Origin of the sequence: Yoonia sp. 2307UL14-13, from assembly GCF_037572755.1 — a bacterium.
Classification (GTDB): Bacteria; Pseudomonadota; Alphaproteobacteria; order Rhodobacterales; family Rhodobacteraceae; genus Yoonia.
In genome coordinates this window covers 146,619-168,727 of sequence record NZ_JBBIFZ010000003.1, presented here as the reverse complement: position 1 = coordinate 168,727, position 22,109 = coordinate 146,619, and the positions used below count along the sequence as shown (strand labels likewise).

At 58.9% G+C, this 22,109-nt stretch carries 20 protein-coding genes; 13 read left to right on the top strand and 7 right to left on the bottom strand.

Annotated elements, in window-relative coordinates; translation table 11 throughout:
• Nucleotides 1-24 precede the first annotated feature (24 nt).
• The 4 genes from V8J85_RS10355 to V8J85_RS10340 all read left to right on the top strand — a co-directional run bounded on the left by V8J85_RS10355 (nt 25) and on the right by V8J85_RS10340 (nt 5,458).
• Nucleotides 25-1,869, top strand: coding sequence for an ABC transporter ATP-binding protein (locus tag V8J85_RS10355; RefSeq protein WP_339953657.1), 1,845 nt, complete (start codon nt 25-27; stop codon nt 1,867-1,869).
• Entirely contained in the window at nt 1,866-3,698 is a 1,833-nt protein-coding gene (locus tag V8J85_RS10350; protein WP_339953656.1) for an ABC transporter ATP-binding protein, read from the top strand. The genes V8J85_RS10355 and V8J85_RS10350 overlap by 4 nt, the downstream gene beginning before the upstream one ends.
• Nucleotides 3,699-4,889: a class I SAM-dependent RNA methyltransferase gene (locus V8J85_RS10345; protein ID WP_339953655.1), complete on the top strand. Its 1,191-nt coding sequence runs from the start codon at nt 3,699-3,701 to the stop codon at nt 4,887-4,889.
• A gap of 107 nt (nt 4,890-4,996) precedes the next feature.
• Nucleotides 4,997-5,458 carry a L,D-transpeptidase family protein gene (locus V8J85_RS10340; protein WP_339953844.1) on the top strand — a complete coding sequence of 154 codons (462 nt, stop codon included), beginning with the start codon at nt 4,997-4,999 and terminating at the stop codon, nt 5,456-5,458.
• Between the two features lie 33 nt (nt 5,459-5,491).
• On the opposite strand, the gene V8J85_RS10335 is transcribed toward V8J85_RS10340, so the two are convergent.
• Nucleotides 5,492-6,043, bottom strand: coding sequence for a CAP domain-containing protein (locus V8J85_RS10335; protein WP_339953654.1), 552 nt, complete (start codon nt 6,041-6,043; stop codon nt 5,492-5,494).
• 161 nt (nt 6,044-6,204) lie between these two features.
• Between V8J85_RS10335 and V8J85_RS10330 the strand changes: the two genes are divergently transcribed.
• Nucleotides 6,205-6,795: a L,D-transpeptidase gene (locus V8J85_RS10330; RefSeq protein WP_339953653.1), complete on the top strand. Its 591-nt coding sequence runs from the start codon at nt 6,205-6,207 to the stop codon at nt 6,793-6,795.
• A gap of 12 nt (nt 6,796-6,807) precedes the next feature.
• Here V8J85_RS10330 and V8J85_RS10325 read toward each other — a convergent pair whose 3' ends face one another.
• Nucleotides 6,808-8,145 carry a serine/threonine-protein kinase gene (locus tag V8J85_RS10325; protein WP_339953652.1) on the bottom strand — a complete coding sequence of 446 codons (1,338 nt, stop codon included), beginning with the start codon at nt 8,143-8,145 and terminating at the stop codon, nt 6,808-6,810.
• 530 nt (nt 8,146-8,675) lie between these two features.
• Nucleotides 8,676-9,443, bottom strand: a complete 768-nt coding sequence (truA, locus tag V8J85_RS10320) for a tRNA pseudouridine(38-40) synthase TruA (RefSeq protein WP_339953651.1) — start codon at nt 9,441-9,443, stop codon at nt 8,676-8,678.
• A gap of 94 nt (nt 9,444-9,537) precedes the next feature.
• On the opposite strand from truA, the gene V8J85_RS10315 reads away from it, so the two are divergent.
• From V8J85_RS10315 to V8J85_RS10305, 3 genes are read left to right on the top strand one after another with little or no spacing between them, the layout of a single operon-like run.
• Complete coding sequence (locus V8J85_RS10315; protein WP_339953650.1) at nt 9,538-10,950, top strand: YcjX family protein; 1,413 nt, start codon at nt 9,538-9,540, stop codon at nt 10,948-10,950.
• Entirely contained in the window at nt 10,947-11,381 is a 435-nt protein-coding gene (locus tag V8J85_RS10310; protein WP_339953649.1) for a GNAT family N-acetyltransferase, read from the top strand. Before V8J85_RS10315 ends, V8J85_RS10310 begins: the two co-directional genes overlap by 4 nt.
• A complete protein-coding gene (locus V8J85_RS10305) occupies nt 11,378-12,367 on the top strand; it encodes a YcjF family protein (RefSeq protein ID WP_339953648.1) in 990 nt (329 codons plus the stop codon). The genes V8J85_RS10310 and V8J85_RS10305 overlap by 4 nt, the downstream gene beginning before the upstream one ends.
• Here the strand turns inward: V8J85_RS10305 and V8J85_RS10300 are convergent.
• From V8J85_RS10300 to V8J85_RS10285, 4 genes are all read right to left on the bottom strand, one after another.
• A complete protein-coding gene (locus tag V8J85_RS10300; protein WP_339953647.1) occupies nt 12,364-13,341 on the bottom strand; it encodes a DUF2125 domain-containing protein in 978 nt (325 codons plus the stop codon). The genes V8J85_RS10305 and V8J85_RS10300 overlap by 4 nt on opposite strands.
• A gap of 57 nt (nt 13,342-13,398) precedes the next feature.
• Nucleotides 13,399-14,736, bottom strand: a complete 1,338-nt coding sequence (locus V8J85_RS10295; RefSeq protein WP_339953646.1) for a HAMP domain-containing sensor histidine kinase — start codon at nt 14,734-14,736, stop codon at nt 13,399-13,401.
• A complete protein-coding gene (locus tag V8J85_RS10290; protein WP_339953645.1) occupies nt 14,733-15,395 on the bottom strand; it encodes a response regulator transcription factor in 663 nt (220 codons plus the stop codon). The genes V8J85_RS10295 and V8J85_RS10290 overlap by 4 nt, the downstream gene beginning before the upstream one ends.
• Nucleotides 15,396-15,489: 94 nt before the next feature.
• Complete coding sequence (locus tag V8J85_RS10285) at nt 15,490-15,828, bottom strand: hypothetical protein (RefSeq protein ID WP_339953644.1); 339 nt, start codon at nt 15,826-15,828, stop codon at nt 15,490-15,492.
• Between the two features lie 305 nt (nt 15,829-16,133).
• Here V8J85_RS10285 and V8J85_RS10280 point away from each other — a divergent pair, with 305 nt between their 5' ends.
• From V8J85_RS10280 to V8J85_RS10260, 5 genes are all read left to right on the top strand, one after another.
• On the top strand, nt 16,134-17,762 hold the full coding sequence (locus tag V8J85_RS10280) for an AMP-binding protein (RefSeq protein ID WP_339953643.1): 1,629 nt from the start codon (nt 16,134-16,136) through the stop codon (nt 17,760-17,762).
• A complete protein-coding gene (locus tag V8J85_RS10275; RefSeq protein ID WP_339953642.1) occupies nt 17,752-18,525 on the top strand; it encodes an enoyl-CoA hydratase-related protein in 774 nt (257 codons plus the stop codon). Before V8J85_RS10280 ends, V8J85_RS10275 begins: the two co-directional genes overlap by 11 nt.
• Nucleotides 18,526-18,612: 87 nt before the next feature.
• Complete coding sequence (locus V8J85_RS10270; protein ID WP_339953641.1) at nt 18,613-19,485, top strand: bile acid:sodium symporter family protein; 873 nt, start codon at nt 18,613-18,615, stop codon at nt 19,483-19,485.
• Nucleotides 19,485-21,125 (top strand): FAD-binding dehydrogenase, encoded by a 1,641-nt coding sequence (locus V8J85_RS10265; protein ID WP_339953640.1) that lies wholly within the window; start codon nt 19,485-19,487, stop codon nt 21,123-21,125. The genes V8J85_RS10270 and V8J85_RS10265 overlap by 1 nt, the downstream gene beginning before the upstream one ends.
• Entirely contained in the window at nt 21,122-22,102 is a 981-nt protein-coding gene (locus tag V8J85_RS10260) for a 2-dehydropantoate 2-reductase (protein ID WP_339953639.1), read from the top strand. Before V8J85_RS10265 ends, V8J85_RS10260 begins: the two co-directional genes overlap by 4 nt.
• The last annotated feature ends 7 nt before the right edge of the window (nt 22,103-22,109 follow it).

Here is a 22,109-nt window from a genome sequence, read left to right as displayed (position 1 = left end):
GGGTAACCCCATTAAGGCTGACCAATGTTTCGGTTTTTCGAAGAACTGGTCGATCCCTATACCGCGTATGAGGAGACCGACACGCCGCCCAAGCGGCTCTACCCGTTTCTGCGGATCTACGCGGAACCGTTCAAAAGGGTATTGATCGTCACGGCCTTGGGGTCGATCGTCATTGCGGCGATTGAAATCTGGCTTCTGGGTTATGTCGGGCGGCTGGTTGACACGCTATCTGGCGGCGCACCGACCGAGGTGTGGGCGAGCCATGGGTTTGAATTCATCCTCGTCGCCATCTTCATCCTGACCCTGCGGCCCGCGATGCATGTTCTGCAGGTATTGCTGCTGCATCAGACGATCCTGCCGAACTTTGCCACGCTGGTGCGTTGGCGCGCCCACCGGCACGTGCTGCGGCAATCAGTGGGGTGGTTCGAGGATGACTTCGCCGGACGCATCGCCAACCGGATCATGCAAACGCCGTCTGCGGCGGGTGAGGTCATGTTCCAACTGTTCGACGCGCTCACCTTCGCGGCGGCTTACGTCGTGGCAGCGGCAATTCTGCTCGGTCAGGCCGACCCCCGCCTCATCATCCCGCTGCTGTTCTGGCTGATCCCCTACCTTCTGCTGCTGCGCTGGGTCGTCAAACGGATCGGCCCCGCGTCAGAGGCCGCGTCCAACGCGCGCAGCAAGGTGACCGGCCGGATCGTGGACAGTTATACCAATATCCATTCGGTCAAGATGTTCGCCCATCACGACCGCGAAATCGCCTATGTAAAAGAGGCAATGGATGAAGGGCGGCGCACCTTCCATGCGGAGATGCGGCTGTATACGATCATGGATGTCGGCCTGATGATCCTGAACGGTCTGCTGATTGTCGGTGTCGTGGGCTGGGCCATGTGGCTGTGGGGCATGGGGACAGCGACCGTGGGTGTCGTGGCTGTTGCGACGACGCTCGCGCTGCGCCTGAACTCCATGTCCGGCTGGATCATGTGGGCGACCAGCAATTTCTTTCGCGAACTTGGTGTCGTGTCTGAGGGGATGGAGACGATTGCACAGCCCGTCACACTGGTCGACCAGACGAAAAAACCGCTTGAAATCGGCCCCGGCAAGATCGAGATCGAAAACCTGTCCCACCATTATGGCAAGGAAAAGGGCGGGCTCGACCGGATCAACCTGACGATCAAGCCCGGCGAAAAGGTCGGCCTTGTCGGGCAGTCCGGCGCAGGGAAATCGACGCTCGTCAAGCTGCTCTTGCGGTTCTACGACGCCGAAAGTGGTGTGATCCGTATCGACGGGCAGGACATCATGCAGGTCACCCAAGATAGCCTGCGGCGCACCATTGGTATGGTGCAACAGGACAGTGCGCTGCTGCACCGGTCGGTCCGCGACAATATCCTCTACGGCAACCCCGATGCTACCGAGGAGGACATGATCGCTGCCGCCCACAAGGCCGAGGCGCACGACTTCATCTTGACGCTCGAAGATAATGACAAAGACAAGGGCTACGATGCCAAAGTTGGTGAACGCGGCGTGAAGCTGTCCGGCGGGCAGCGGCAACGGATCGCACTGGCCCGCGTGATCCTCAAAGATGCGCCGATCCTTCTATTGGATGAGGCGACAAGCGCGCTCGACTCCGAGGTCGAGGCCGCCATCCAAAGCACGCTTTATGGCATGATGGAGGGTAAGACTGTTATCGCCATCGCCCACCGCCTGTCGACGATCGCGCAGATGGACCGCATCATCGTCATGGATCAGGGACGGATCATCGAAGACGGCACGCATGACGAACTGCTGGCTGCCAACGGGCAATACGCGAAATTCTGGGCGCGGCAATCGGGCGGGTTTCTGGGACAAGACCTTCAGGTCGCGGAATGAAGCCGGAAACCTGGATCGACCCGCTGCAAGAGGCAGACGGCCCACCGCCGCGTACCCTGATGGCCTACATGCATTGGTGCCTCAAGGGCAGCTATAAGATCACTGGTTTGGCCGGCATCATATCTGCCATGGCTGGTCTTCTCGAGGCCCTCACCGCCCTCATGCTGGGCCTCGTCATCGACGCCGCCTTGGCCGGATCGCCCGAAGGTTTCTTTTCCAGCAACCTGTTGCTTCTTGGTGGGGTACTTTTGTTCTTCCTCGTCTTGCGCCCTGTGATCCTTGGTGTTTCTGGTATGATGCAGGCCGTCGTTGTCGGCCCGTCTTTGATCAACCTCACGCTCACCCGTGTGTTTCGGCACTCATTGGGCCATTCCGTCAGCTTCTTCGATGACGATTTCGCCGGGCGGATCGCACAGAAACAAGGGCAGGTGGCGCGCGCCGTCACCGATGTGATGGTCGATATGATCCACACGGTTGCCTTCGCGCTCGCCTCGCTGGTCGGCTCGGTGATCCTGCTGTTCACGATCGACGCGCGATCTGCCGCTTTGCTGGCGCTTTGGGTCGTCGCCTATATCTGGATGATTCGCCATTTCATGCCGCGCATCCGCGCGCGGTCCAAGGCGCGGGCGGCGGGGCGCGCAATGGTCACCGGCCAGATCGTAGACACGGTTACCAACATCAAAACAGTGAAACTTTTCGCCCATGATGACCACGAAGACAGGGTCGCCATCGATGCCATGTCGGAACTGATGGATCGGTCTGTGGCCTTCGGCTGGACCTCCGCCTCATTCCGGTTCTGGCTGATGGCGCTGGGTGGATTGCTACCCGTCATCCTCGTCGGATCGATCCTTTATTTCTGGTCGCAAGGCACGGCAAGCGCAGGCGATATCGCTGCTGCCGGGGCCATCTCTCTTCGCCTGTCCCAAATGACCGGCTGGGTCAGTTTCACGCTGATGGGCATGTACGCCAACGTGGGTGAGATCGAGGACGGGATGAACACGCTCAGCCCGCCGCACACGCTGACCGATGCGGATGACGCGACGACGTTACGTGCTGATAACGGTGCCATCGCCCTGAAAAATGTCAGCTTCAGCTATGGTGGCGGACCGGGTGGACTGGACGATGTGTCGCTTACCGTCGCACCAGGTGAAAAACTCGGCCTCGTCGGTGCGTCTGGCGCGGGTAAATCCACGTTGGTCGCCCTCCTCCTACGGCTCTACGATACCGAACAAGGCGTGATACTGATCGACGACCAGGATATCCGTGACGTCACTCAGGAAAGTCTCCGCGGTCAGATCGCAATGGTCACGCAGGAAACGGCCATGTTCAACCGCTCCGCCAGCGACAACATCCGCTACGGCAACCCCGACGCAAGCGATGCCGAAATCGAAGCCGCTGCAAAACAGGCTGAGGCGCACGATTTCATCATCCAACTGAAAGATCACAAAGGCCGCGCGGGATATGACGCGCATCTGGGCGAACGCGGTGTGAAGCTCTCCGGCGGACAGCGTCAACGGATCGCCATCGCCCGCGCGATCCTGAAAGATGCGCCGATCCTTGTGCTGGATGAGGCGACCAGTGCGCTCGACAGCGAAGTCGAAGCCTCCATTCAACATGCCCTCGAACGGATCATGGACGGCAAAACCGTCATCGCCATCGCGCACCGGCTGTCCACGCTGGCGCGCATGGATCGGATCGTCGTGCTGGACGAAGGGCAGATCGTCGAACAAGGCACCCACGACGACCTACTGGCCAAGGGCGGCCTCTATGCCCGCTACTGGAATCGGCAATCAGGTGGCTTCATCAACGTGCGGGACGCTGCGGAATAAATGCGGATCGAAGATCTGACACATCATGGTCTTGGCCGGACCGGGGATGATCTGATCCCGCGTGTCCTACCTGGGGAGGAGGTCGCGCTGACAGACACGGGCCCGCGTATCATCACGCCATCACCCGACCGGGTGTCACCACCATGCAAGCATTTCAAATCCTGTGGCGGCTGCGCTATGCAGCACGCTCGTGATGACTTTGTCGTGGACTGGAAAACGTCAATCGTGACCAAATCCCTTCGCGCACAGGGCTTGGACGCACCAATCAAAGCTATCGTTACGTCCCCAACCCACTCCCGTCGCCGTGCCAAGTTTTCGGGAAGACGCACCAAGAAAGGCGCGATGGTCGGTTTTCACGCAAAGGGATCAGATACCGTAATTGCTGTTCCCGATTGCATCCTTGTCACCCCAGCACTGACGGGTTGCCTGCCCGCGCTGGAAGAACTCACCATCATGGCCTGCTCCCGAAAAGGCGAGATCGCCCTGACGGTCACCGACACGGCAAACGGCCCCGACATCCACGTCACCACGGACAAAGACCTTACGCCACAACTCCGCATCGAACTTGCAGCCTTCGCCCAGAACAACCATCTGTCACGGCTGGTCTGGAACGATGAACCTGTCGTCATGCTCAACCCACCAACGCAGGATTTCGGTGGAACTGTGGTCACGCCACCGCCGGGGGCCTTCCTGCAGGCGACGAACCACGGTGAAGAGACCCTGCTCAAAGCGGTCAACAGCATCACCCAAGACGCAAGCCGGATCATCGATCTTTTCGCCGGATGCGGCACCTTCAGCCTACCCCTTGCCAGACGCGCGGAAATACACGCTGTCGAGGGCGAAGCGGCAATGCTCTACGCGCTCGACCATGGGTGGCGCAACGGGCAGAACCTCAAAAGGGTGACGACTGAAACGCGCGACCTCTTTCGCCGCCCGCTGGAGCCTGATGAGTTGCACGGCTATGACGCGGCGGTTATCGACCCGCCTCGCGCCGGGGCTGCGGCACAAATCGCAACGCTCGCGCGATCCGACATCGAAACCATCGCCATGGTGTCCTGCAACCCGGTCACCTTTGCCCGCGATGCCAAGACATTGACCGAAGCCGGCTTCATCATGCCGTGGGTCCAACCGGTCGACCAATTCCGCTGGTCACCTCATGTGGAACTCGTGGCACCTTTCACACGAAAATGACCTGATCAGCTATCTTTGCCTATTTTTAACCGCAATTTTGCGGTACGCTGACAGTACAAGCGGCAAAGACCGTGACGAAGGGCAGAGTAATGATTTCAAGACGATCCATGATGGTTGGGGCTGCGCTGGGCGTATCAGGTTGCGCAACCGGTTACCGCGGGCCGGAAGTGACCCGTATCCAGGTTTTCAAGGGGCATCGACACATGCAGCTGTTGCACCACAACAAGCTGTTGAAAGCCTATGATTTCGAACTGGGCTTCGCGCCCACCGGACACAAGGTACAGGAAGGTGACGGGCGCACGCCAGAAGGCGCCTACATCATCGATAGACGCAACCCATATAGCCGGTTTCACCTGTCGCTCGGTATCTCTTACCCCAATGCGGCAGACATCGCCTATGCCCGGTCCAAGGGCGTCCACCCGGGCGGCGATATCTTCATCCACGGCACACCTAGCCGCCATATCGGTATCCCGGATTGGACATGGGGATGCATAGCGGTGACGAACGATCAGATGGATGAAATCTACGCGATGGTCAAAAACGGCACGCAAATCAATATTTACGCCTAAGCTGGCATAGTCCTGAACTTGATCCGGAAATTCTCAGAAAGCCGCGCTTGGAATAGGTTGCCTGACTGCGGGATCACTGCCCATATTCAGCACCCACCACAACTTGCCCGCAGGTTCCTGAAACCATGCAAAGCCCATCTCGCGTGCATCCGGATCCAAAATCACGGTGCGTGTATTCTCCTGCTCCATCCACGCGCCCAGGGTCTGAACCTCATTCTCGAAGGATTCCGAGATGTTTTCACCCAGCAATCGGCCAGCAAAACCCACACGCCGCGCGCGGTCCAGCGGGCTGGACCCGTCAGAGCCGAATAACCACGGCCGGTTCTGCACTGACATGTCGCGGGCATGGGTTGCGGCGGCGGCGTTCAACTGTGCGTTCAGTTCGACCGGCTGGCGGCCCTGTGCGCTGCGCAAGGCGTTCACACTATCCAGCATACGAAACTGAATTTCGGCCTCTTGGCCGGGTTGGATTCGATAAACTGTGGGCAACGGCAGACCGTCTGGGCCCAGTTGACGGCTTGTCGTTCCACCGCAAGCCGTCAAGGCGAGGGTGGCAGCACCCATCATCATTTCGCGTCGATACATCTATTGCTTACTCTTTTATCGCGTTCAACATTCATTATCGGGATTGGCGTTACACTTCAAATGCGCATTGCGGGAACGATGATCGCTGACGATTGTTTGAATTGTGATAATTTAGACGACACGCTAAGGAACGTGAAACGCAGGATCACACAGAGGGTCAGATGGCTAACGATATCGGAAAATTCTCTCGACGCGGTTTTCTGGCAACCAGTGCAGCCGCGCTGGGCACCGGTGCCGTCGCGCAAACTGCCGGAACAACTGAAATTGAAAGCGACATCAGCGCTGGTGTGAAACGGAACATCTCCAGCTTCCGCTCGCTCGACTGGCAGCCTTACTTCAGCAATCTGCAAAACGGGGCGATCCTGGTCGATATCCAGTCACGCGCGCTGCACTATTGGTCCGAGGATCAATCGATCTACAAACTTTACCCCACCAGCGTGCCATTGACCGAAGATCTTACCCGCAAAGGTCGAACATCCATCACCCGCAAGGTCGAAGGACCCAGCTGGGCGCCCACCCCGGCGATGAAGTTACGCAACCCCGAATGGCCCGACTTTATCGGACCGGGGCCGGACAACCCGCTTGGGACGCACGCACTTCATCTGTCGTGGCAATACTACCGGATTCACGGCACACACGACACGCGCAAGATAGGTCGGCGGTCGTCGAATGGATGTATCGGGCTCTATAATGAGCAGATCGCGGAATTGTATGGCTATGCTACGGTCGGAACGCAGGTTCTTCTGATCTAACCAGATGGCAGATCACAACCAACTTGACCGGATACGCCCCAGCCTGCGTCGCAGCTTGTCACGCAGACCTTTTGGCATATCGCTGACGGGCTGATCAGATGTCTGCGTGTTTTCCACCACCGCGGCAACGGCTTCGCGTATGGCAGGGGTTTTACGAACCGGATTTTCCAGTTTTAGCGTGTTTTCAAGAACAAGCGGTTCAGCGCGCGGCTTTTGCGCTGGTTTTTTGTCCAGCGTCTCGGTCTCTTCATTGAACTCGCGGACCCAATCCGGAACCTCCACGCGCGGCTTTTGCTGCGGAACCGGTCTGGGCTTTTCCTCTTTCGGTTCGGATTTCCGCACATATTCGTTGGTTTCCGAAATCAAACGTGTCAGCGCCTTGCTCAGATCCTTTTTGGGCGACAGCTCAAGCGGTTTTGCGGCGGCCTTTGATGGATCCAGCATGTCCAGCCATTCCTGAGCGGATTGCAGGCGTTCTTTCGGTAGGACGCGCATCCCCTTGTCGATCGCAGCAAGGAACCGGTCGTCGTAGGCGTCGAATCGACCCTGAAGTGGCTCGCACGGATCAGGGTTGCCGCTGGCCACCTCGGCCATGCGGGTCTGGCTATTGGGAGGGATGTTGCCCGAAACGACGTGATAGAACGTGGCCGCCAGTGCATAAAGATCGCTCGACGGGGTTTGCTTGCCACCAGAGAAATAGAACTCTTGCGGTGAATAACCGTCTTTCACCACCAGCACTGCTGAAAGTGCGCGTGTTTCACGGCTGGCTTCTTCGCGTGCGGCACCGAAATCGATCAGCACCGGCGTACCCCATTTATCCAGCAGGATGTTGTCGGGCGAGATATCACGATGCAGCAGATCCTGCTGATGGACAACACTCACTGCATCCAGAAGTTTCAGCAGAATCTCTTTGACATCTTTTGGGGAGAGTGCATTTGGATCGTTCTTGACAATTTCTTGCAGGTCACGCCCGTTGATCATGTCCAGCGCCATGTAGGCGGTATCGTTGTCTTCGAAAACCCGGTGCACGCCGATGATATTGGGGTGCCGTAGCTTGGCGATGCTACGGGCCTCGCGCATGAACATGTCGACGAGCGAACGGTACTTATCCGAATTCGCGGTCGAGCGGACGAGAACGGATTTACCCGACCGATGGCAAAACACCTCGGGAAAGCATTCTTTGATGACGACATCGCGATCGAGGTAGTTGTCCTGCGCCAGATAAGTGATGCCAAAGCCACCTTTGCCCAGCTGACGAAGAATTGTGAATTGGTCGCCAAGAAGCAACGTCCCGTCAGGGAGCGCCTCGTTTTTCTCCTCTTCCATGCCTGCGCTCTGAGTCGCTGTCATGTGCCACCAAACCTTGCGCCATTAACGACGCCGCTCAAGATATATAATCAAACGAGTCGGTGATGCAGCTTAAATATGTTTGCTTTGCGGCCAACATAGGAAAAGTTAAGGGTATTTGATGATAGCGGCATGCCGGTAAGCATTTGAAATAGAGATATTTTTACCCAAGATTAACAGATCAAGCCATTTTGGTGCGCGATCTGGTGATTTTGCATGCCCATGGCCCCAATGGTTCACCTTTCATCTTTCGCGCGACAATGAAATGCTCGAGCGGAAAATTTGTGATCATCTCGACGCTCCGGCCACTCCAAACCATTTCCGAACGCAAGGCAGAAGGTTTTCTTATCCGGCTTCCAAAGATATCCGCCTTGCAGCCTGACAGAGAACTAAGGCGTGAATGGACGCCGACCGGGCTGCATCGCGAACTGCAACTTACAACCGCTGACGTGCGTGAACAGGCAGTGTTTTCGACGGTCAATCATCTCCAAGGACACTACCCAATCAGTCGTGGATGGTTTGGAACGGGTTGCTTAAGTAAATGGATCGGTCGGATACCGGACTCCAGCCAGATAAAGTCCCATTGGTGGGCTAACCGGTCCGCAAGCGGCCCGATCTCGGGCGGCTAGTGCGGCTTTGACATCTTCCGGCGTCCACGCGCCCGCCCCGACACGTTCCAGCGTACCAACGAAACTGCGCACCTGATTGTGCAGGAACGACCGTGCGCGGACATGAAACCTGTATTCGGTGCCGACATCGCGCGGCACCTCCTCGACCCGAAACTCATCCAGCGTCTTGACCGGGCTTTTGGCCTGACAAATGGTCGAGCGGAACGTGGTGAAATCATGATGGCCAACCAACCCATCCGCCGCTGCCTGCATCGCGCTGGTATCAAGCGGGTGGTTAACGCGCCACAACTGTCCGGCCTCTGACGTAAGAGGCGCCCGTCGCGAAATCAGGCGAAACAGATAGCGCCGCTCGACCGCGTCAAATCGGGCATGCCACGCATTATCGACGTGCGCGCACCGCAGTATCGCGACGGGATCGGGCTTTAGATGATAATTCAACGCCTCCGATAGCCGAAACGGGTCCCAATCCTTGGTCAAATCGCAATGGGCCACCTGGCCCAGCGCATGCACGCCCGCATCGGTGCGACCCGCGGCCGCGATCGTGTGTTCACCCGGTTCGAGCTTGGCAAGGGCGGCTTCGATGGCGCCCTGAACCGATGGTACGCCCTTTTGCCGCTGCCACCCCGCGAAGGATGCACCGTGATATTCAACAAGAAGGGCGTAACGTGGCATCCGTGCCGGATAGGGCCGCGCATGCCCGAAATCAATCCCTACACATCCCGGATGACCGCCCCTATCTTGAACCGCAGGCAAGTAGGAGCAGTCCTTGGTTATCTCGTTGATCGCTGATCGGATTACGCGCGGGGTCGATCGGGTGGCGGATACGTTGTCTGCACCCTTCGCCGATCCAGTGATCCGGCTGGGGGTGACGGGGCTATCGCGTGCGGGCAAGACCGTTTTCATCACATCGCTTGTGGCAAATCTGATGGACCGGGGTCGCATGCCGCAACTGAAGGCGGCTGCGAACGGCGCCATCCGCACCGCGTATCTGCAACCTCAACCGGATGATACGGTGCCGCGTTTCGCGTTCGAGGCACATCTGGATCGTCTGACGGCCCAAACGCCCCGTTGGCCCGAAGGGACCAGCACGATCAGCGAATTACGTCTGTCACTACGGGTGCAGCCGACCGGGTTGCTGGCTGGGATGTCAGGGCCGCGCACGGTACATATCGACATCGTGGATTACCCGGGTGAGTGGCTTCTCGACCTTGGTCTGCTTGATCAAACCTATCAGGATTGGGCCGCAGGCGCGCTGGAGCGTGCCGCTGGTCGACCGGGTGGCGATGCTTATCTGGCACGGATCAGCGACATCGACGCCAGTGCGAAACTGGACGAACCCAAGGCGCAGGCACTGGCCGAAAGCTACACTGCCCATCTGCGCGCCGCACGCGAGGCTGGTTTCTCGGACTGTTCGCCCGGTCGGTTCCTCCTGCCGGGTGATCTTGCCGGTTCGCCCGTCCTGACATTCGCCCCGCTTCTTGGCCCAACATTTCCACGCGGTGCGCTTGGTCGCGAATTCGAACGGCGTTTCGAAAGCTATAAACGCAATGTCGTTCGCCCGTTCTTTTACGACCATTTTGCCAAGATCGACCGACAGGTCGTTTTGGTCGATGTATTAGGGGCCATCCATGCCGGTCCTGCTGCACTTGATGATCTGCGCGGCGCGATGGCGCGGATACTGGGCGCATTTCGCCCCGGCAAAAACGCCTTCCTGACCCGGCTATTTCAGGGGCGACAAGTCGAACGCATCCTGTTCGCCGCGACCAAGGCCGACCATCTGCACCATAGCCAACATCCACAACTGACCGCGATCACCGAGGCGCTCCTGCGCGAGGCGAAAGACCGTGCCGATTTCGCTGGGGCCAAGACCATGGCGATGTCGATTGCCGCCTTGCGTACCACGGTCGAGGAAACGATGGATCACCGCGAAGGGCCGCTTGATGTCGTGCGTGGGCGGTTATTGGACAGTGGCAAGCAGGCGGCGTTCTATCCCGGGAAACTGCCTGATGATCCGTCGCACCTTTTGGCCCCGGCCCGTGCGGGGGACGAAAAATGGTTGGACGCCGACTACAGCGTCATGAACTTTGCCCCCGCACCGCTGACGCTCCGCCCCGGCGAAGGGCCGCCGCATATCAGGCTGGACAAGGCGGCGCAGTTTCTGATCGGGGATCGGCTATGATCCTGCGCGCTGCGACACCGTCTGATGTCGATGACATGGCCGATATCCTGGGCCATTGGTTCAACGTAACGAATTTTGTGCCACGCCTTCACACGGTCGACGAGGATCGCTGGTTCATCAGGCAAGCCGTTGAAAAGTCGGATGTCATCGTCGCCGATGATGCCGGTGTGAGGGGATTCATCGTGCGCAATGGTGAAGAGATCGGTCAACTCTACCTTGCCCCGGATGCGCGGGGTCGTGGGATCGGTGCGGCCCTGCTGGACAAGATGAAGGCCCGCGCCGACCGGCTGAGCCTGTTTTGCTTTCAGGAGAATACCGGCGCACGGCGCTTTTACGAAAGGCACGGATTTGTGGCCAAAGCATTCTCGGACGGATCGCACAATGAAGAACAGGTTCCCGATGTCCACTATGTCTGGAGGTCAGCACCATGACCAGTGGGCCCGTCCTGATCGACCTCGAAGACCAGAAACCGGCCAGTCCTGAAAAGGTGCCCGCAGTCCCCGACACCGTCGAACACCCAGACGGCGCGGCAATGCAAAAAGTCGCCGCGCTGGCGACCCGGCGCACCTCGCCTCTGGCACGCTGGTTCTGGACAGTGCTTCTATCCCTTCTCGGGTTCATAATCTCTCTCGCCGCGTGGGACTATGTCACCGGCCTGATGGCGCGATCAGTCATTTTTGGCACCATCGCAACCCTGCTATTGGGCGCACTGTTGCTGATCCTGGTGATCGTGGCCATGCGCGAGCTCGCCTCATTTGCGCGTCTCCGGCGCCTGGATCTGATCCAGCATCAGGCAGCGGATGCGCTGGAAAACAAAAATCTAAAGACCGCGCAGGCCGTGACGACACAGCTCGAAACCCTCTACCGCACCCGTGAAGATATCGCTTGGGGTCTGTCACGGCTGCAGGAAAAGAAGGCGGAGATTCTTGATGCCGACGGCCTGCTTGGCTTTGCCGAAACCACCCTTCTCGCCCCGCTCGACGCCCGCGCTTCGCGTGAGGTCGAGGCCGCGGCGCGCCAAGTCGCCACAGTAACCGCCATTGTGCCCTTGGCGCTGGCGGACGTGTTTGCGGCGCTCACCGCCAATCTGCGCATGATCCGCCGCATCGCCGAGGTTTACGGCGGGCGGACCGGTGCCCTGGGCAACTGGCGGCTGACCCGGACGGTCTTCACCCATCTGGTTGCAACCGGCGCGGTTGCCGTCGGTGATGATCTGATTGGCTCCGTCGCCGGGGGTGGGGTTCTGTCGAAAGTTTCCCGCCGCTTCGGTGAAGGTATCGTGAATGGCGCGCTGACCGCGCGCGTCGGCATCGCCGCGATCGAGGTTTGCCGCCCCCTGGCCTTCCGCAACGAAAAACGACCGACAGTGTCCGGCCTTGTCCGACGCGCGCTGACCGGGCTTTTCGGTTTCGACTAAGGAAGCCGGGGTGCTGGCCCCAAGGGGATTGGGCCGACCGACATGAAACCGCTCTGAAAACTGACCGGTAAATCCAAAGTTCCGTCGGATGCTGCAAGCGATTGCGCCGTGTTGGTGACCATTCCTGCCATGCCGGGCCGGATCAACCCGGCGTTGACCAACAGCTCGATCATCTCGCGCCACTGCCTTGTTTTCAGGGTCACGCGGCCTTCGGGAACACCGGCCTCATCCACCGTGATCGCGCCATCGCCATTTATGGTCAAACCGCCCCATTGCAGGTTAAGCGAGCTCAGCGCTATTCCGGTGATCCGTGGCTCTGCGGTGTTTCGGTCAAGCGGTTGATCGAATTGCACCGCGCCGTGGATGGTCAGGTTGTCGATCGTTGAGGTCAGAACACCGTCGGGGTCAATCCGGGCGATCGCATCCTGGGGTAAGCGCAGCTCATCAATATCGGCATAAACGTCATAGGCGTTTTCGGTGTCCTCCTGCCCCCGCATTGCGATCAGGGCGCTGTTCAGCGCGATCGCCCAGCCCGCATCCGACGTCGCGGTGGCGGCATCCATCTCGACCGTGGCATCGCGAAAGGCCAGCGCGGTGCTGGCTTTCACGGCGGCACTGGCCCGCAAGTCCTGAGATTGGATCGCGATCGTCTGCCGCCCCATGCGGAACGTCTGTTCATCGGGGAACACCGCGATCACCTCATTTGGCGCATAGGACAGGGCGAATATCTGCAAGAACGGGGCCTGCCACATCCACATTCCGTCCGGTGGAGCAACGGTTGGCGCGGTTACGGTCGTATCGAAACGGGACGGAAAACCGATCGTGCTCAGGTCGGCATAGGCGATGTCCCATCCGCTTGTACGGATCTCTGCCTGTGCCGAAGCGATCCCGTTGGCCAGGGTCCGTGAACCCACGAACCAATAGCCGCTGTAAATCGCTGCCAGAACCGCCACCAGAATCGTCAACCGCCGCATCGCGCACCCTTTCGTTGCTGATGGTCTAGCGGTTGTGCCTGGTCGTCGCCAGCCCCGTTACAAACCCGAGGTTTTCAGGTGAACCGTCGCCGCCAATCCGCCCAGTCTGTCCGATACGCTTAGCGAAACCTTGCCGCCATAGGCATGGGCCAGATCGGCCGCAATGGCCAGGCCAAGACCGGTGCCCGGCTTGGACGTATCAAGCCGCTGTCCACTGAGGGTCGCCATTTCATAGGCATCCTCGGGAATACCGGGCCCATCATCCTGGATTTTGATCTCAACCGCGCTGTCGCGTTTTTTCACTGTGATGCTGATTTGGCTTTGGGACCATTTCATCGCATTGTCGATCAGGTTGCCCATCACCTCTTCAAAGTCCGCCTGATCCATACGAACGCGCAGTCCCTTGGGCAGGTCGATCTCAAGCCGCTTGTTTTCGTTTTGGGCCATCGATCGGAATGCACGCAACAATCGCCCCAGTGACGTGTCCAGATCGGTAAAGGTCTGCACCGCCGCATTGCCTCCGTCGGCGCGCATCCGGGCGAATGATCGTTTCAGTTGCGCGTCCAAACGATCCAGCGCATCGATCGCACGCTGAACTGGCTGGCCCCCGCTGCGCAGGCTCTCCAGCTCGTTCCGGACGATGGCGGCGGGGGTTTTGATCGCATGGGCGAGGTCCGCGGCTTGCCTGCGTGACCGGCTGACGATTCCACGGTTTCGTTCGATCAAGGTGTTGATGTCATTGACCAGCGGCGCGACCTCGAGCGGATACCCGTCGGGTTCGAGGTTGCCTTCCGTGTTCCAGCGCGTCAGCACATCGCGCCGCAAGGCATTCAGCGGGCGCAGGGTCGCCGTGACTTGCAGAAACGCACTGATGATCCCGATCACCGCGATCAAACCAAAGGCCACCGCCAGGTTATTACGCAACCGCGCCCGATCCTCCGTCAATGCCAGAAGCGAGGATGCGACCTGAACGGTCCAGACCGATCCATCCTCAAGGGTGATCCGCTCTTCTACGCCACGGACCATATCGCCACGCGGTCCGACGAAGTTGACGATCTGAATACCTTGATTGCCCGGGTCCGCATCCGGCAGGCGCGCGTCACCCAGCGACGGTGAGACATAGACCATTCCATCTGGTCGCGTGACCTGCCAATACTGTCCAGACATCGGGCGCAAATAGACAGGATTGGCGATCGCCTGAGCGATACGATCCGGCGTGTCGGCATAGTTCGCGACCTCGATCGCCACCAACAGATGGCGGTCCAGCAACTGTTCGTTGAATTGGCTTTGGGTCTGGTTTTCCAGATAACGGGCCAAACCGAACACGCCAATCAGAATGGCAAAGCTCGCCCAGATGATCCCCGCGACGACCGCGCGTGTGCGCAGAGAGATCATGCTGCCGTTTTGATGACGTAGCCGCGGCCCCTGACCGTTTCGATCAGTTCATTGCCCAGCTTCTTGCGCAGCCTGTTGACGAAAACGGCGATCGTGTTGGAATCGCGATCGCCATCGTATTCATAGATATGTTCGGACAATTCCGTGCGTGATACCAAACGCCCCGCATTGTGGAACAGATAGGACAGGACGGCGACTTCCTGTGCCGTCAGACTGGTCGGAATGCCGTCCACTGTCACTTGATTGCTGCGCGTGTCGAAAACGATACTTTCTTTGCGAAATACCGGGTCGGTCTGGCCTGACTTACGGCGGATCATCGCACGGACACGGGCCGATAATTCGGGCATGTGGAATGGTTTGGTCAGGTAGTCATCGGCGCCGGCATCCAGACCATCGACTCGATCCGACCATCCATCGCGGGCCGAAAGAATCAGAACCGGCGTCGTGACCTTCTTGGCGCGCAGACTTTTCAGGATCGTGATGCCATCGCGTTGTGGCAGGCCGATATCCAGGATGATGACATCATAGGGCTCTGTTTCACCTAGAAACTGTGCCTCGCTGCCGTCATGCGTCAGATCGACGACGCGGCCTTCGGATGAAAGGACGCTCTTGATTTGTTGGGCGAGCACCAGCTCGTCTTCGGCGACAAGAATACGCATGCGCTTGGGGTAGTCGGGCCTGATGTCAATTCTTGGGCAAGTTTTTGTTCAAGTTGGGCGAAGGGCGCATAACTCGGCCGATTTGAGGCAGGGTTCAGGAAAAGGCGCCGATGCGTTTCCGCTCGCTTTCGACATCATTGGTCAGGCGATCAATAATATCGTCGACGCACGGAAAGCGATCGATATTGGCGGCATCGGGTTGCTTTACCTGTCGATTGTCCCGCTGCGGTCCCGCCAAGTAACGGCGATACACGGAAATTTTGGTCGCGTCCCGACCTTGTTCGACCAACAGATCACTTTCCGAGGGGAAATCTCTGACATTCATACTCGTCACTCCGTCGTCCCAATTTACCGGCAATCCCCAACAGCCGAAACATACACGTATCGCAATATGAAAATGCGTCCATGAATGGCAAAGCAATGGATTGTTCATCTGTGGTTAATATTTGGGCATTTCTTGGGCGTCACGTTGATCTGGCTTTCCCGCATCTGCTGGCGAAGATTAGAAAAATTAATTCTTTCAGATACTTACGATTACATAATTGGTAATTTGATCTCAGGTAACCTAAATCTCATGACGTTAGGTCAGAACAATCGTTAAAGAGTGGCGAATTTCCGCCTTATCAATCCAGACGTGTTTTGGGGATATCTGATATCATCGAATCGGGTGATCAAAGGCGGAACAAATTGACCTCCTGACAGCGGACGAAGAATACTGTCGGCCAACAGGAGGTTAAGATGCTGACACCCAGGCCCACGGTTGCGGACATGCGTACTTCCTTCGCGTGGGATATCCCAGAATACTACAATATCGGTGTGGACATCTGCGATCGGGTGGCTGCGATCAGGCCAGATGATCTGGCTATCATCGATGTGGCGGCCAATGGCACAGATCGCCGCTATTCTTTCGGCGATCTTCAAACACTGTCCAACCGGCTGGCGCATGTTCTCGCGGAACGGGCCCAAAGGGGTGACCGTATCGCCGTGCTGCTGCCGCAATCCATAGACACGGCGCTGTCTCACATCGCCATCGCCAAGACCGGGTGCATCGCCGTGCCGTTATTCACGCAATTCGGGCCTGATGCGCTGCTGCATAGGTTGCGGGACTCGGGCACCAGGATCGTCATCACGAACAGGCTCGGCCGAAAAACCGTATTTGGTTTGCAAGATAAACTGCCGGACCTGAAATATGTCTTGGTCACTGATGAAATCGAAGATTTGCCGACACTTTGCCGACAGAAAGCCGACAGCTTCTCTGCCGTCGAAACACGTGCAGATGACCCCGCCATTCTGATCTACACGTCGGGTACGACCGGTCCGCCCAAAGGCGCGCTTCACGCCCATCGGGTCCTGCTTGGCCATCTGCCCGGGGTCGAGATGAGCCATGATTTTTTCCCCCAGCCGGACGACGCGATCTGGACCCCGGCGGACTGGGCATGGATCGGTGGATTGCTCGATGTCCTGATGCCGGCGCTGCATCACGGCGTGCCTGTCGTCGCCTGCCGTTTTGATAAGTTCACCGCCCAAGCGGCTGTTGACCTGATCCGCAAATACGGCATTCGCAACGCTTTTCTGCCGCCCACGGCGCTGAAAATGATGCGGCGGGACGCGCCCGACGGCCCCCTGCCAATGCGGTCCATCGCGAGCGGGGGTGAGACTCTGGGAAAGGAACTGATCTCGTGGGGTCAAAGCGTATTCGGGACCACGATCAACGAATTCTACGGCCAGACCGAATGCAACATGATCGTGTCCTCCTGCGATGCAGTTGCACCAGCCGAACCGGGCGTGATGGGCTTTGCAGTGCCCGGCCATGACGTAGAAGTTATTGATGATGATGGGAAAATCCGCGACATCGACCAAGAAGGCAACATCGCGGTTCGCACCCCCGATCCTGTGATGTTTCTGGAATACTGGAACAATCCAAAGGCGACGGCGGACAAATATATCACCGTCGACAACGAAAAGTGGTTATTGACCGGCGACCGGGGCTGTAAAACTGAAACGGGCCGCATCCGCTTTGTCGGGCGAAATGATGATATCATTTCATCTGGCGGCTACCGCATCGGCCCGGCCGAGATCGAAGATTGCCTGCTGACCCATCCTGCCGTTCAGATGGCGGGAGTCGTGGGTCAGCCCGATCCGGTTCGGGGCGCTGTCGTGGCTGCCTACGTACAACTCGCCTCCGGTCACACCCCGACAGACCATTTGGCGGATGACATCGCAAACCACGTCAAATCCCGCCTTGCCGCCTATGAATACCCCCGCGTCGTCCGTTTTATCGACGACATGCCCATGACCACCACTGGCAAGATTATCCGCGCCGATCTACGGCGCCGTGCCGAAAAGGATGCTGAAAATGACCGATGATGTCATCGTCTACCAAGCCGAAAACGGAATCGCGACCGTGACCCTGAACCGACCGGATCAGCGGAATGCGATCAATCCAGAGGTTTGTGACGCCATGCGTACTGCGTTCGACCGGGCCGAGGCGGATGATGACATTCATGTCGTCATCCTCGCCGGCGCCGGTGCCATGTTTTGTGCGGGCATGGACCTAAAGGCCTTTGCGGGCGGTCAGGGTGACAAGATCCTGTTCGGCCAATACGGATTTGGCGGTTTCGTGAACAGACCGCGGACCAAGCCCGTAATAGCAGCCGTCGAAGGGGCTGCTTTCGCTGGGGGGTTCGAGATGGTGCTGACCTGTGATCTGGCGATCGCTGGTGAGTCCGCGCAATTCGCCCTGCCGGAGCCGACCATTGGATTGGTCGCCGGGGCAGGTGGTGCCATTCGCCTCTCGCGCTATATCCCAAGGCTACGCGCCAATGAAATCTTGCTGACCGGTGCACCTTTCGGCACAGCCGAGGCTGTCGACTGGGGGCTGTTGAACAAAAGCGTACCGGACGGGCAGGCGTTAACCGCGGCGCAGTCCTTGGCGGCGCAGATCGCACGCAACGCGCCGCTCGCGACGCGCGCGACAATGGCGCTGACCAATCTGGTCACTGCCGAGGACGAGGCGCGCCTGTGGCCGCAGAATGATCACATGATCAAGGAATTGGGTAAATCCGCCGACGCCATCGAAGGCGCGCGGGCTTTCGTGGAAAAGCGCGCGCCGGTCTGGAAGGGCGCGTGACGCCACGGAATAAAATCGACAATTTGACAACAGCCTGCGCAGAGGAACTATGGACGGTTAATAAAACATGATCGGGGAGGGATCATCGTGGACGCCATCCTATCCATATTTTTACCGGTGTCGCTGGGCGTTATCATGCTGTCCTTGGGCCTTGGCCTGACGGTTGATGACTTCGTCCGTATCATCCGCCAACCTCGCGCGCTGATTGCCGGTCTGTTCGCTCAGGTCCTTCTGATCCCCCTTGTCGCCTACGCTTTTGTCGCGGCCTTCGGGCTAAGTGGTGAACTGGCCTTCGGCGTGATGATCCTATCTGTCTGCCCTGGCGGCGTGACGTCGAACATCCTGACCAAGCTGGTGGGTGGTACGCTGGCTTTGTCGATCTCGCTTACGGGCCTGATCAGCCTGTTGTCGGTCGTCACCGTTCCTGTCCTTATCGTGTTCTGGGCCGGTTTGTTCATGGATGCCGGTAGTCTGGATATCGACATCACGGGCATCGCACTGGCGATGTTCGCGATCACCGCGGTGCCCGTCATCCTGGGGATGACCTTGCGGGCGCTTGCAACCGGCTTCGTCGACCGGATCGAAAAGACGATATCGACGCTTGCGGCCATTCTTTTCATTGTCATCGTGATCGGCGCCTTGGCGGCATCGTGGGATGTGTTCACCGCAAACCTCGCCACGCTCGCGCCGCTGACCTTTTCCATGGTGGTCGTGCTGCTCGCCCTTGGTTGGGGTGTGGCGCGGTTGGCTGGTCTGCCGGTCAATGACCGGGCGGCCGTCGCGATGGAAACGGGCATCCAGAACTCGACATTGGGTATCACCGTCGCCGGACTCATCCATGCCGGGCCGGAAGCATTACCCGTTATCGCGCTGCCCGCGGCCATGTATGGTGTTCTCATGTATCTGGGCGCGCTACCTGGTGGCTATCTGATGCGACGGGCAACCAAGGGGGCGAATTGATGCAAAGCGATGTCGTGATCATCGGCGGCGGTCTTGCCGGGCTCGTCGCCGCGCATGAGCTGATCGACCGCGGCAAGTCCGTCACGATCCTTGATCAGGAAGGGCGGCAGAACCTGGGCGGGCAGGCCTTCTGGTCGCTGGGTGGCCTATGCATGATCGACACGCCCGAACAACGCCGCATGCGGGTCAAGGATAGCCACGCGCTCGCCCTGAACGACTGGATGGGCTCGGCACAGTTTGACCGGCCCGAAGATCACTGGCCCCGCGAATGGGCCAAGGCCTATCTGGATTTCGCCGCTGGTGAGATGCGTTCGTGGCTTTATAGTCTTGGGATGCGCTGGTTTCCGATTGTGGGCTGGGCCGAACGGGGTGGGTCCTTCGCAGATGGACACGGCAACTCGATCCCGCGCTTCCACATCACATGGGGCACCGGCCCCGGCGTTCTGAAACCCTTCACCGACCGGGCGCTGGAGGCTGAAAAGGCGGGTAAGTTGAAATTCGGCTTCCGCCATCGGGTCACGCGGTTGGACATCACCGATGGTAAGGTCACGGGTGTCGCGGGCGATGTCCTTGCCCCCGATGACGCCGTGCGTGGGGCGGCAACCAATCGGGACGTGACAGGAGATTTCGACATTCGCTGCGATCAGGTGATCGTCACCTCTGGCGGCATCGGCGGCAACTTCGACCTTGTCCGGCGCAACTGGGATGCATCGAAATCCGGGCCTTTGCCCGAAAAGATGGTGTCAGGCGTCCCCGAACATGTGGATGGTCTGCTGTTGGGTATCGTCAAGGATGCCGGGGCCGAACTGATCAACACGGATCGCATGTGGCACTATACCGAAGGGGTGCATAACTGGGATCCGATCTGGCCCAAACATGGTATTCGCATTCTGCCTGGCCCGTCATCCATGTGGTTCGACGCGACAGGCGAACGGCTGCCTGCCCCGTGCCTGCCGGGCTTTGATACGATGTCCACGCTGCACGAAATCTGCCGTCGCGGGTATGATCACACCTGGTTCGTGCTGACTCAGAAGATCATCGAAAAGGAATTCGCGCTCTCAGGTTCGGAACAAAACCCGGACCTGACCGGCGGCACCTGGCGCGGTGTGCTGAAGGAACGGTTGGGCAAAGGGGCCACCGGGGCGGTCGAGGCGTTCAAGGAAAAGGGCGAGGATTTCGTCGTCGCCAAAGACTTTGACACGATGGTCAACGGTATGAACCAGCTGGGCGGCAACCTGATCGACCCCGCCCGCCTGTGGGCGCAGATCGAGGCACGTGATGCCCAGATCAACAATCCGTTCACCAAGGATGCACAGATTTCGGCGATCCGAACGGCCCGCAACTATCTGGGGGACAAGCTGATCCGCACGGCGAAACCGCACAAAATCCTCGATAAGGCGAACGGGCCTCTGATCGCGGTCAAACTGCATGTCGTCACCCGCAAGACGCTGGGCGGCATTCACACGGATCTGGATTCAAAGGTCTTTGCCCCCAGTGGCAAGATCATCGATGGGCTTTACGCCGCGGGCGAGGCGGCAGGCTTTGGCGGTGGCGGTTATCACGGTAACAACGCGCTTGAGGGCACGTTCCTTGGCGGTTGCATTCACTCTGGGCGGCGCGCGGGTCGGGCTGCCGGATGATCACCGTCCTCGGCGCCGGGTCGATCGGTTGCTATGTGGGCGGGATGCTGGCGGCGGCTGGCCACCCTGTCACGCTGATCGGTCGGCCTGCGCTGGTTGAGGCGCTGGGCGGCGGTCTCACGACCAGCGCGATGGATGGCGTTGCGCATCGCAGCCAACCCATCGTCACTGACGATCCCAGCGCCTTGGCCGATGCCACGCTGATCCTGCTTTGCGTCAAGTCTGCTGACACTCGTGATTCAGGCACTTTGATCAAAACCTATTCACCGCCCGGCGCACTTGTCGTCAGCCTTCAGAACGGAATAACCAACCCAAAGTTGCTGGGCGATCGTCTTGGCCCCGATCGTGTCGTTCCGGGGATGGTCGGCTTCAACGTGATCCGCCGCGCGCAGGATCACTTTGCGCAAACGACCGAGGGTGAGGTCATTCTGGCCAAAAATGGTGCAACCCTCCGCGACCATCTCTCGGACACACCGATCACTGCCTTGTGCCATGACAACATGGAAGGTGTGCAGTGGTCGAAACTGCTGATGAACCTCAATAACGCACTGAATGCGCTTTCGGGTCTTGGCCTGCGGGATCAACTGCAAACCCGCGCCTGGCGGCAGGTGCTGGCCGCATGCATCAAAGAAGGTCTGGCCGTCGCGCGCGCCGAGGGCATCGCGCTGGAACGGATCGGAAAGGTTCATCCACGCATTCTGCCCATAGTGCTGCGCCTGCCGGATTTCATCTTTCAGCGTTTTGCGAATGCGATGTTACGGGTCGACCCCACAGCAAGATCCTCGATGGCCGACGATTACGCCGCCGGTCGCGCGCCCGAAGTCGCGTGGTTGAATGGCCATATCGTTGCCCGGGGCGCCGTGCATGGCGTGCTGACCCCGGTAAACCAGCGTGTTTGCGCGCTGGTCGAACGTGCCTTCGACACATCAGATCGCCGCCCCTTGTCGTACAACCCACAAGAAATTTTCATTAATTAATAATGCG

Bases quoted from the DNA above. Each gene is read 5' to 3' on its own strand.
- V8J85_RS10295 (WP_339953646.1), bottom strand. From the start codon at position 14,736: ATGATCTCTCTGCGCACACGCGCGGTCGTCGCGGGGATCATCTGGGCG.
- V8J85_RS10265 (WP_339953640.1), top strand. From the start codon at position 19,485: ATGCAAAGCGATGTCGTGATCATCGGCGGCGGTCTTGCCGGGCTCGTC.
- V8J85_RS10275 (WP_339953642.1), top strand. From the start codon at position 17,752: ATGACCGATGATGTCATCGTCTACCAAGCCGAAAACGGAATCGCGACC.
- V8J85_RS10350 (WP_339953656.1), top strand. From the start codon at position 1,866: ATGAAGCCGGAAACCTGGATCGACCCGCTGCAAGAGGCAGACGGCCCA.
- V8J85_RS10340 (WP_339953844.1), top strand. From the start codon at position 4,997: ATGATGGTTGGGGCTGCGCTGGGCGTATCAGGTTGCGCAACCGGTTAC.
- V8J85_RS10310 (WP_339953649.1), top strand. From the start codon at position 10,947: ATGATCCTGCGCGCTGCGACACCGTCTGATGTCGATGACATGGCCGAT.
- V8J85_RS10300 (WP_339953647.1), bottom strand. From the start codon at position 13,341: ATGCGGCGGTTGACGATTCTGGTGGCGGTTCTGGCAGCGATTTACAGC.
- V8J85_RS10305 (WP_339953648.1), top strand. From the start codon at position 11,378: ATGACCAGTGGGCCCGTCCTGATCGACCTCGAAGACCAGAAACCGGCC.
- V8J85_RS10345 (WP_339953655.1), top strand. From the start codon at position 3,699: ATGCGGATCGAAGATCTGACACATCATGGTCTTGGCCGGACCGGGGAT.
- truA (WP_339953651.1), bottom strand. From the start codon at position 9,443: ATGCCACGTTACGCCCTTCTTGTTGAATATCACGGTGCATCCTTCGCG.
- V8J85_RS10335 (WP_339953654.1), bottom strand. From the start codon at position 6,043: ATGTATCGACGCGAAATGATGATGGGTGCTGCCACCCTCGCCTTGACG.
- V8J85_RS10290 (WP_339953645.1), bottom strand. From the start codon at position 15,395: ATGCGTATTCTTGTCGCCGAAGACGAGCTGGTGCTCGCCCAACAAATC.
- V8J85_RS10260 (WP_339953639.1), top strand. From the start codon at position 21,122: ATGATCACCGTCCTCGGCGCCGGGTCGATCGGTTGCTATGTGGGCGGG.
- V8J85_RS10355 (WP_339953657.1), top strand. From the start codon at position 25: ATGTTTCGGTTTTTCGAAGAACTGGTCGATCCCTATACCGCGTATGAG.
- V8J85_RS10285 (WP_339953644.1), bottom strand. From the start codon at position 15,828: ATGAACAATCCATTGCTTTGCCATTCATGGACGCATTTTCATATTGCG.
- V8J85_RS10280 (WP_339953643.1), top strand. From the start codon at position 16,134: ATGCTGACACCCAGGCCCACGGTTGCGGACATGCGTACTTCCTTCGCG.
- V8J85_RS10330 (WP_339953653.1), top strand. From the start codon at position 6,205: ATGGCTAACGATATCGGAAAATTCTCTCGACGCGGTTTTCTGGCAACC.
- V8J85_RS10325 (WP_339953652.1), bottom strand. From the start codon at position 8,145: ATGACAGCGACTCAGAGCGCAGGCATGGAAGAGGAGAAAAACGAGGCG.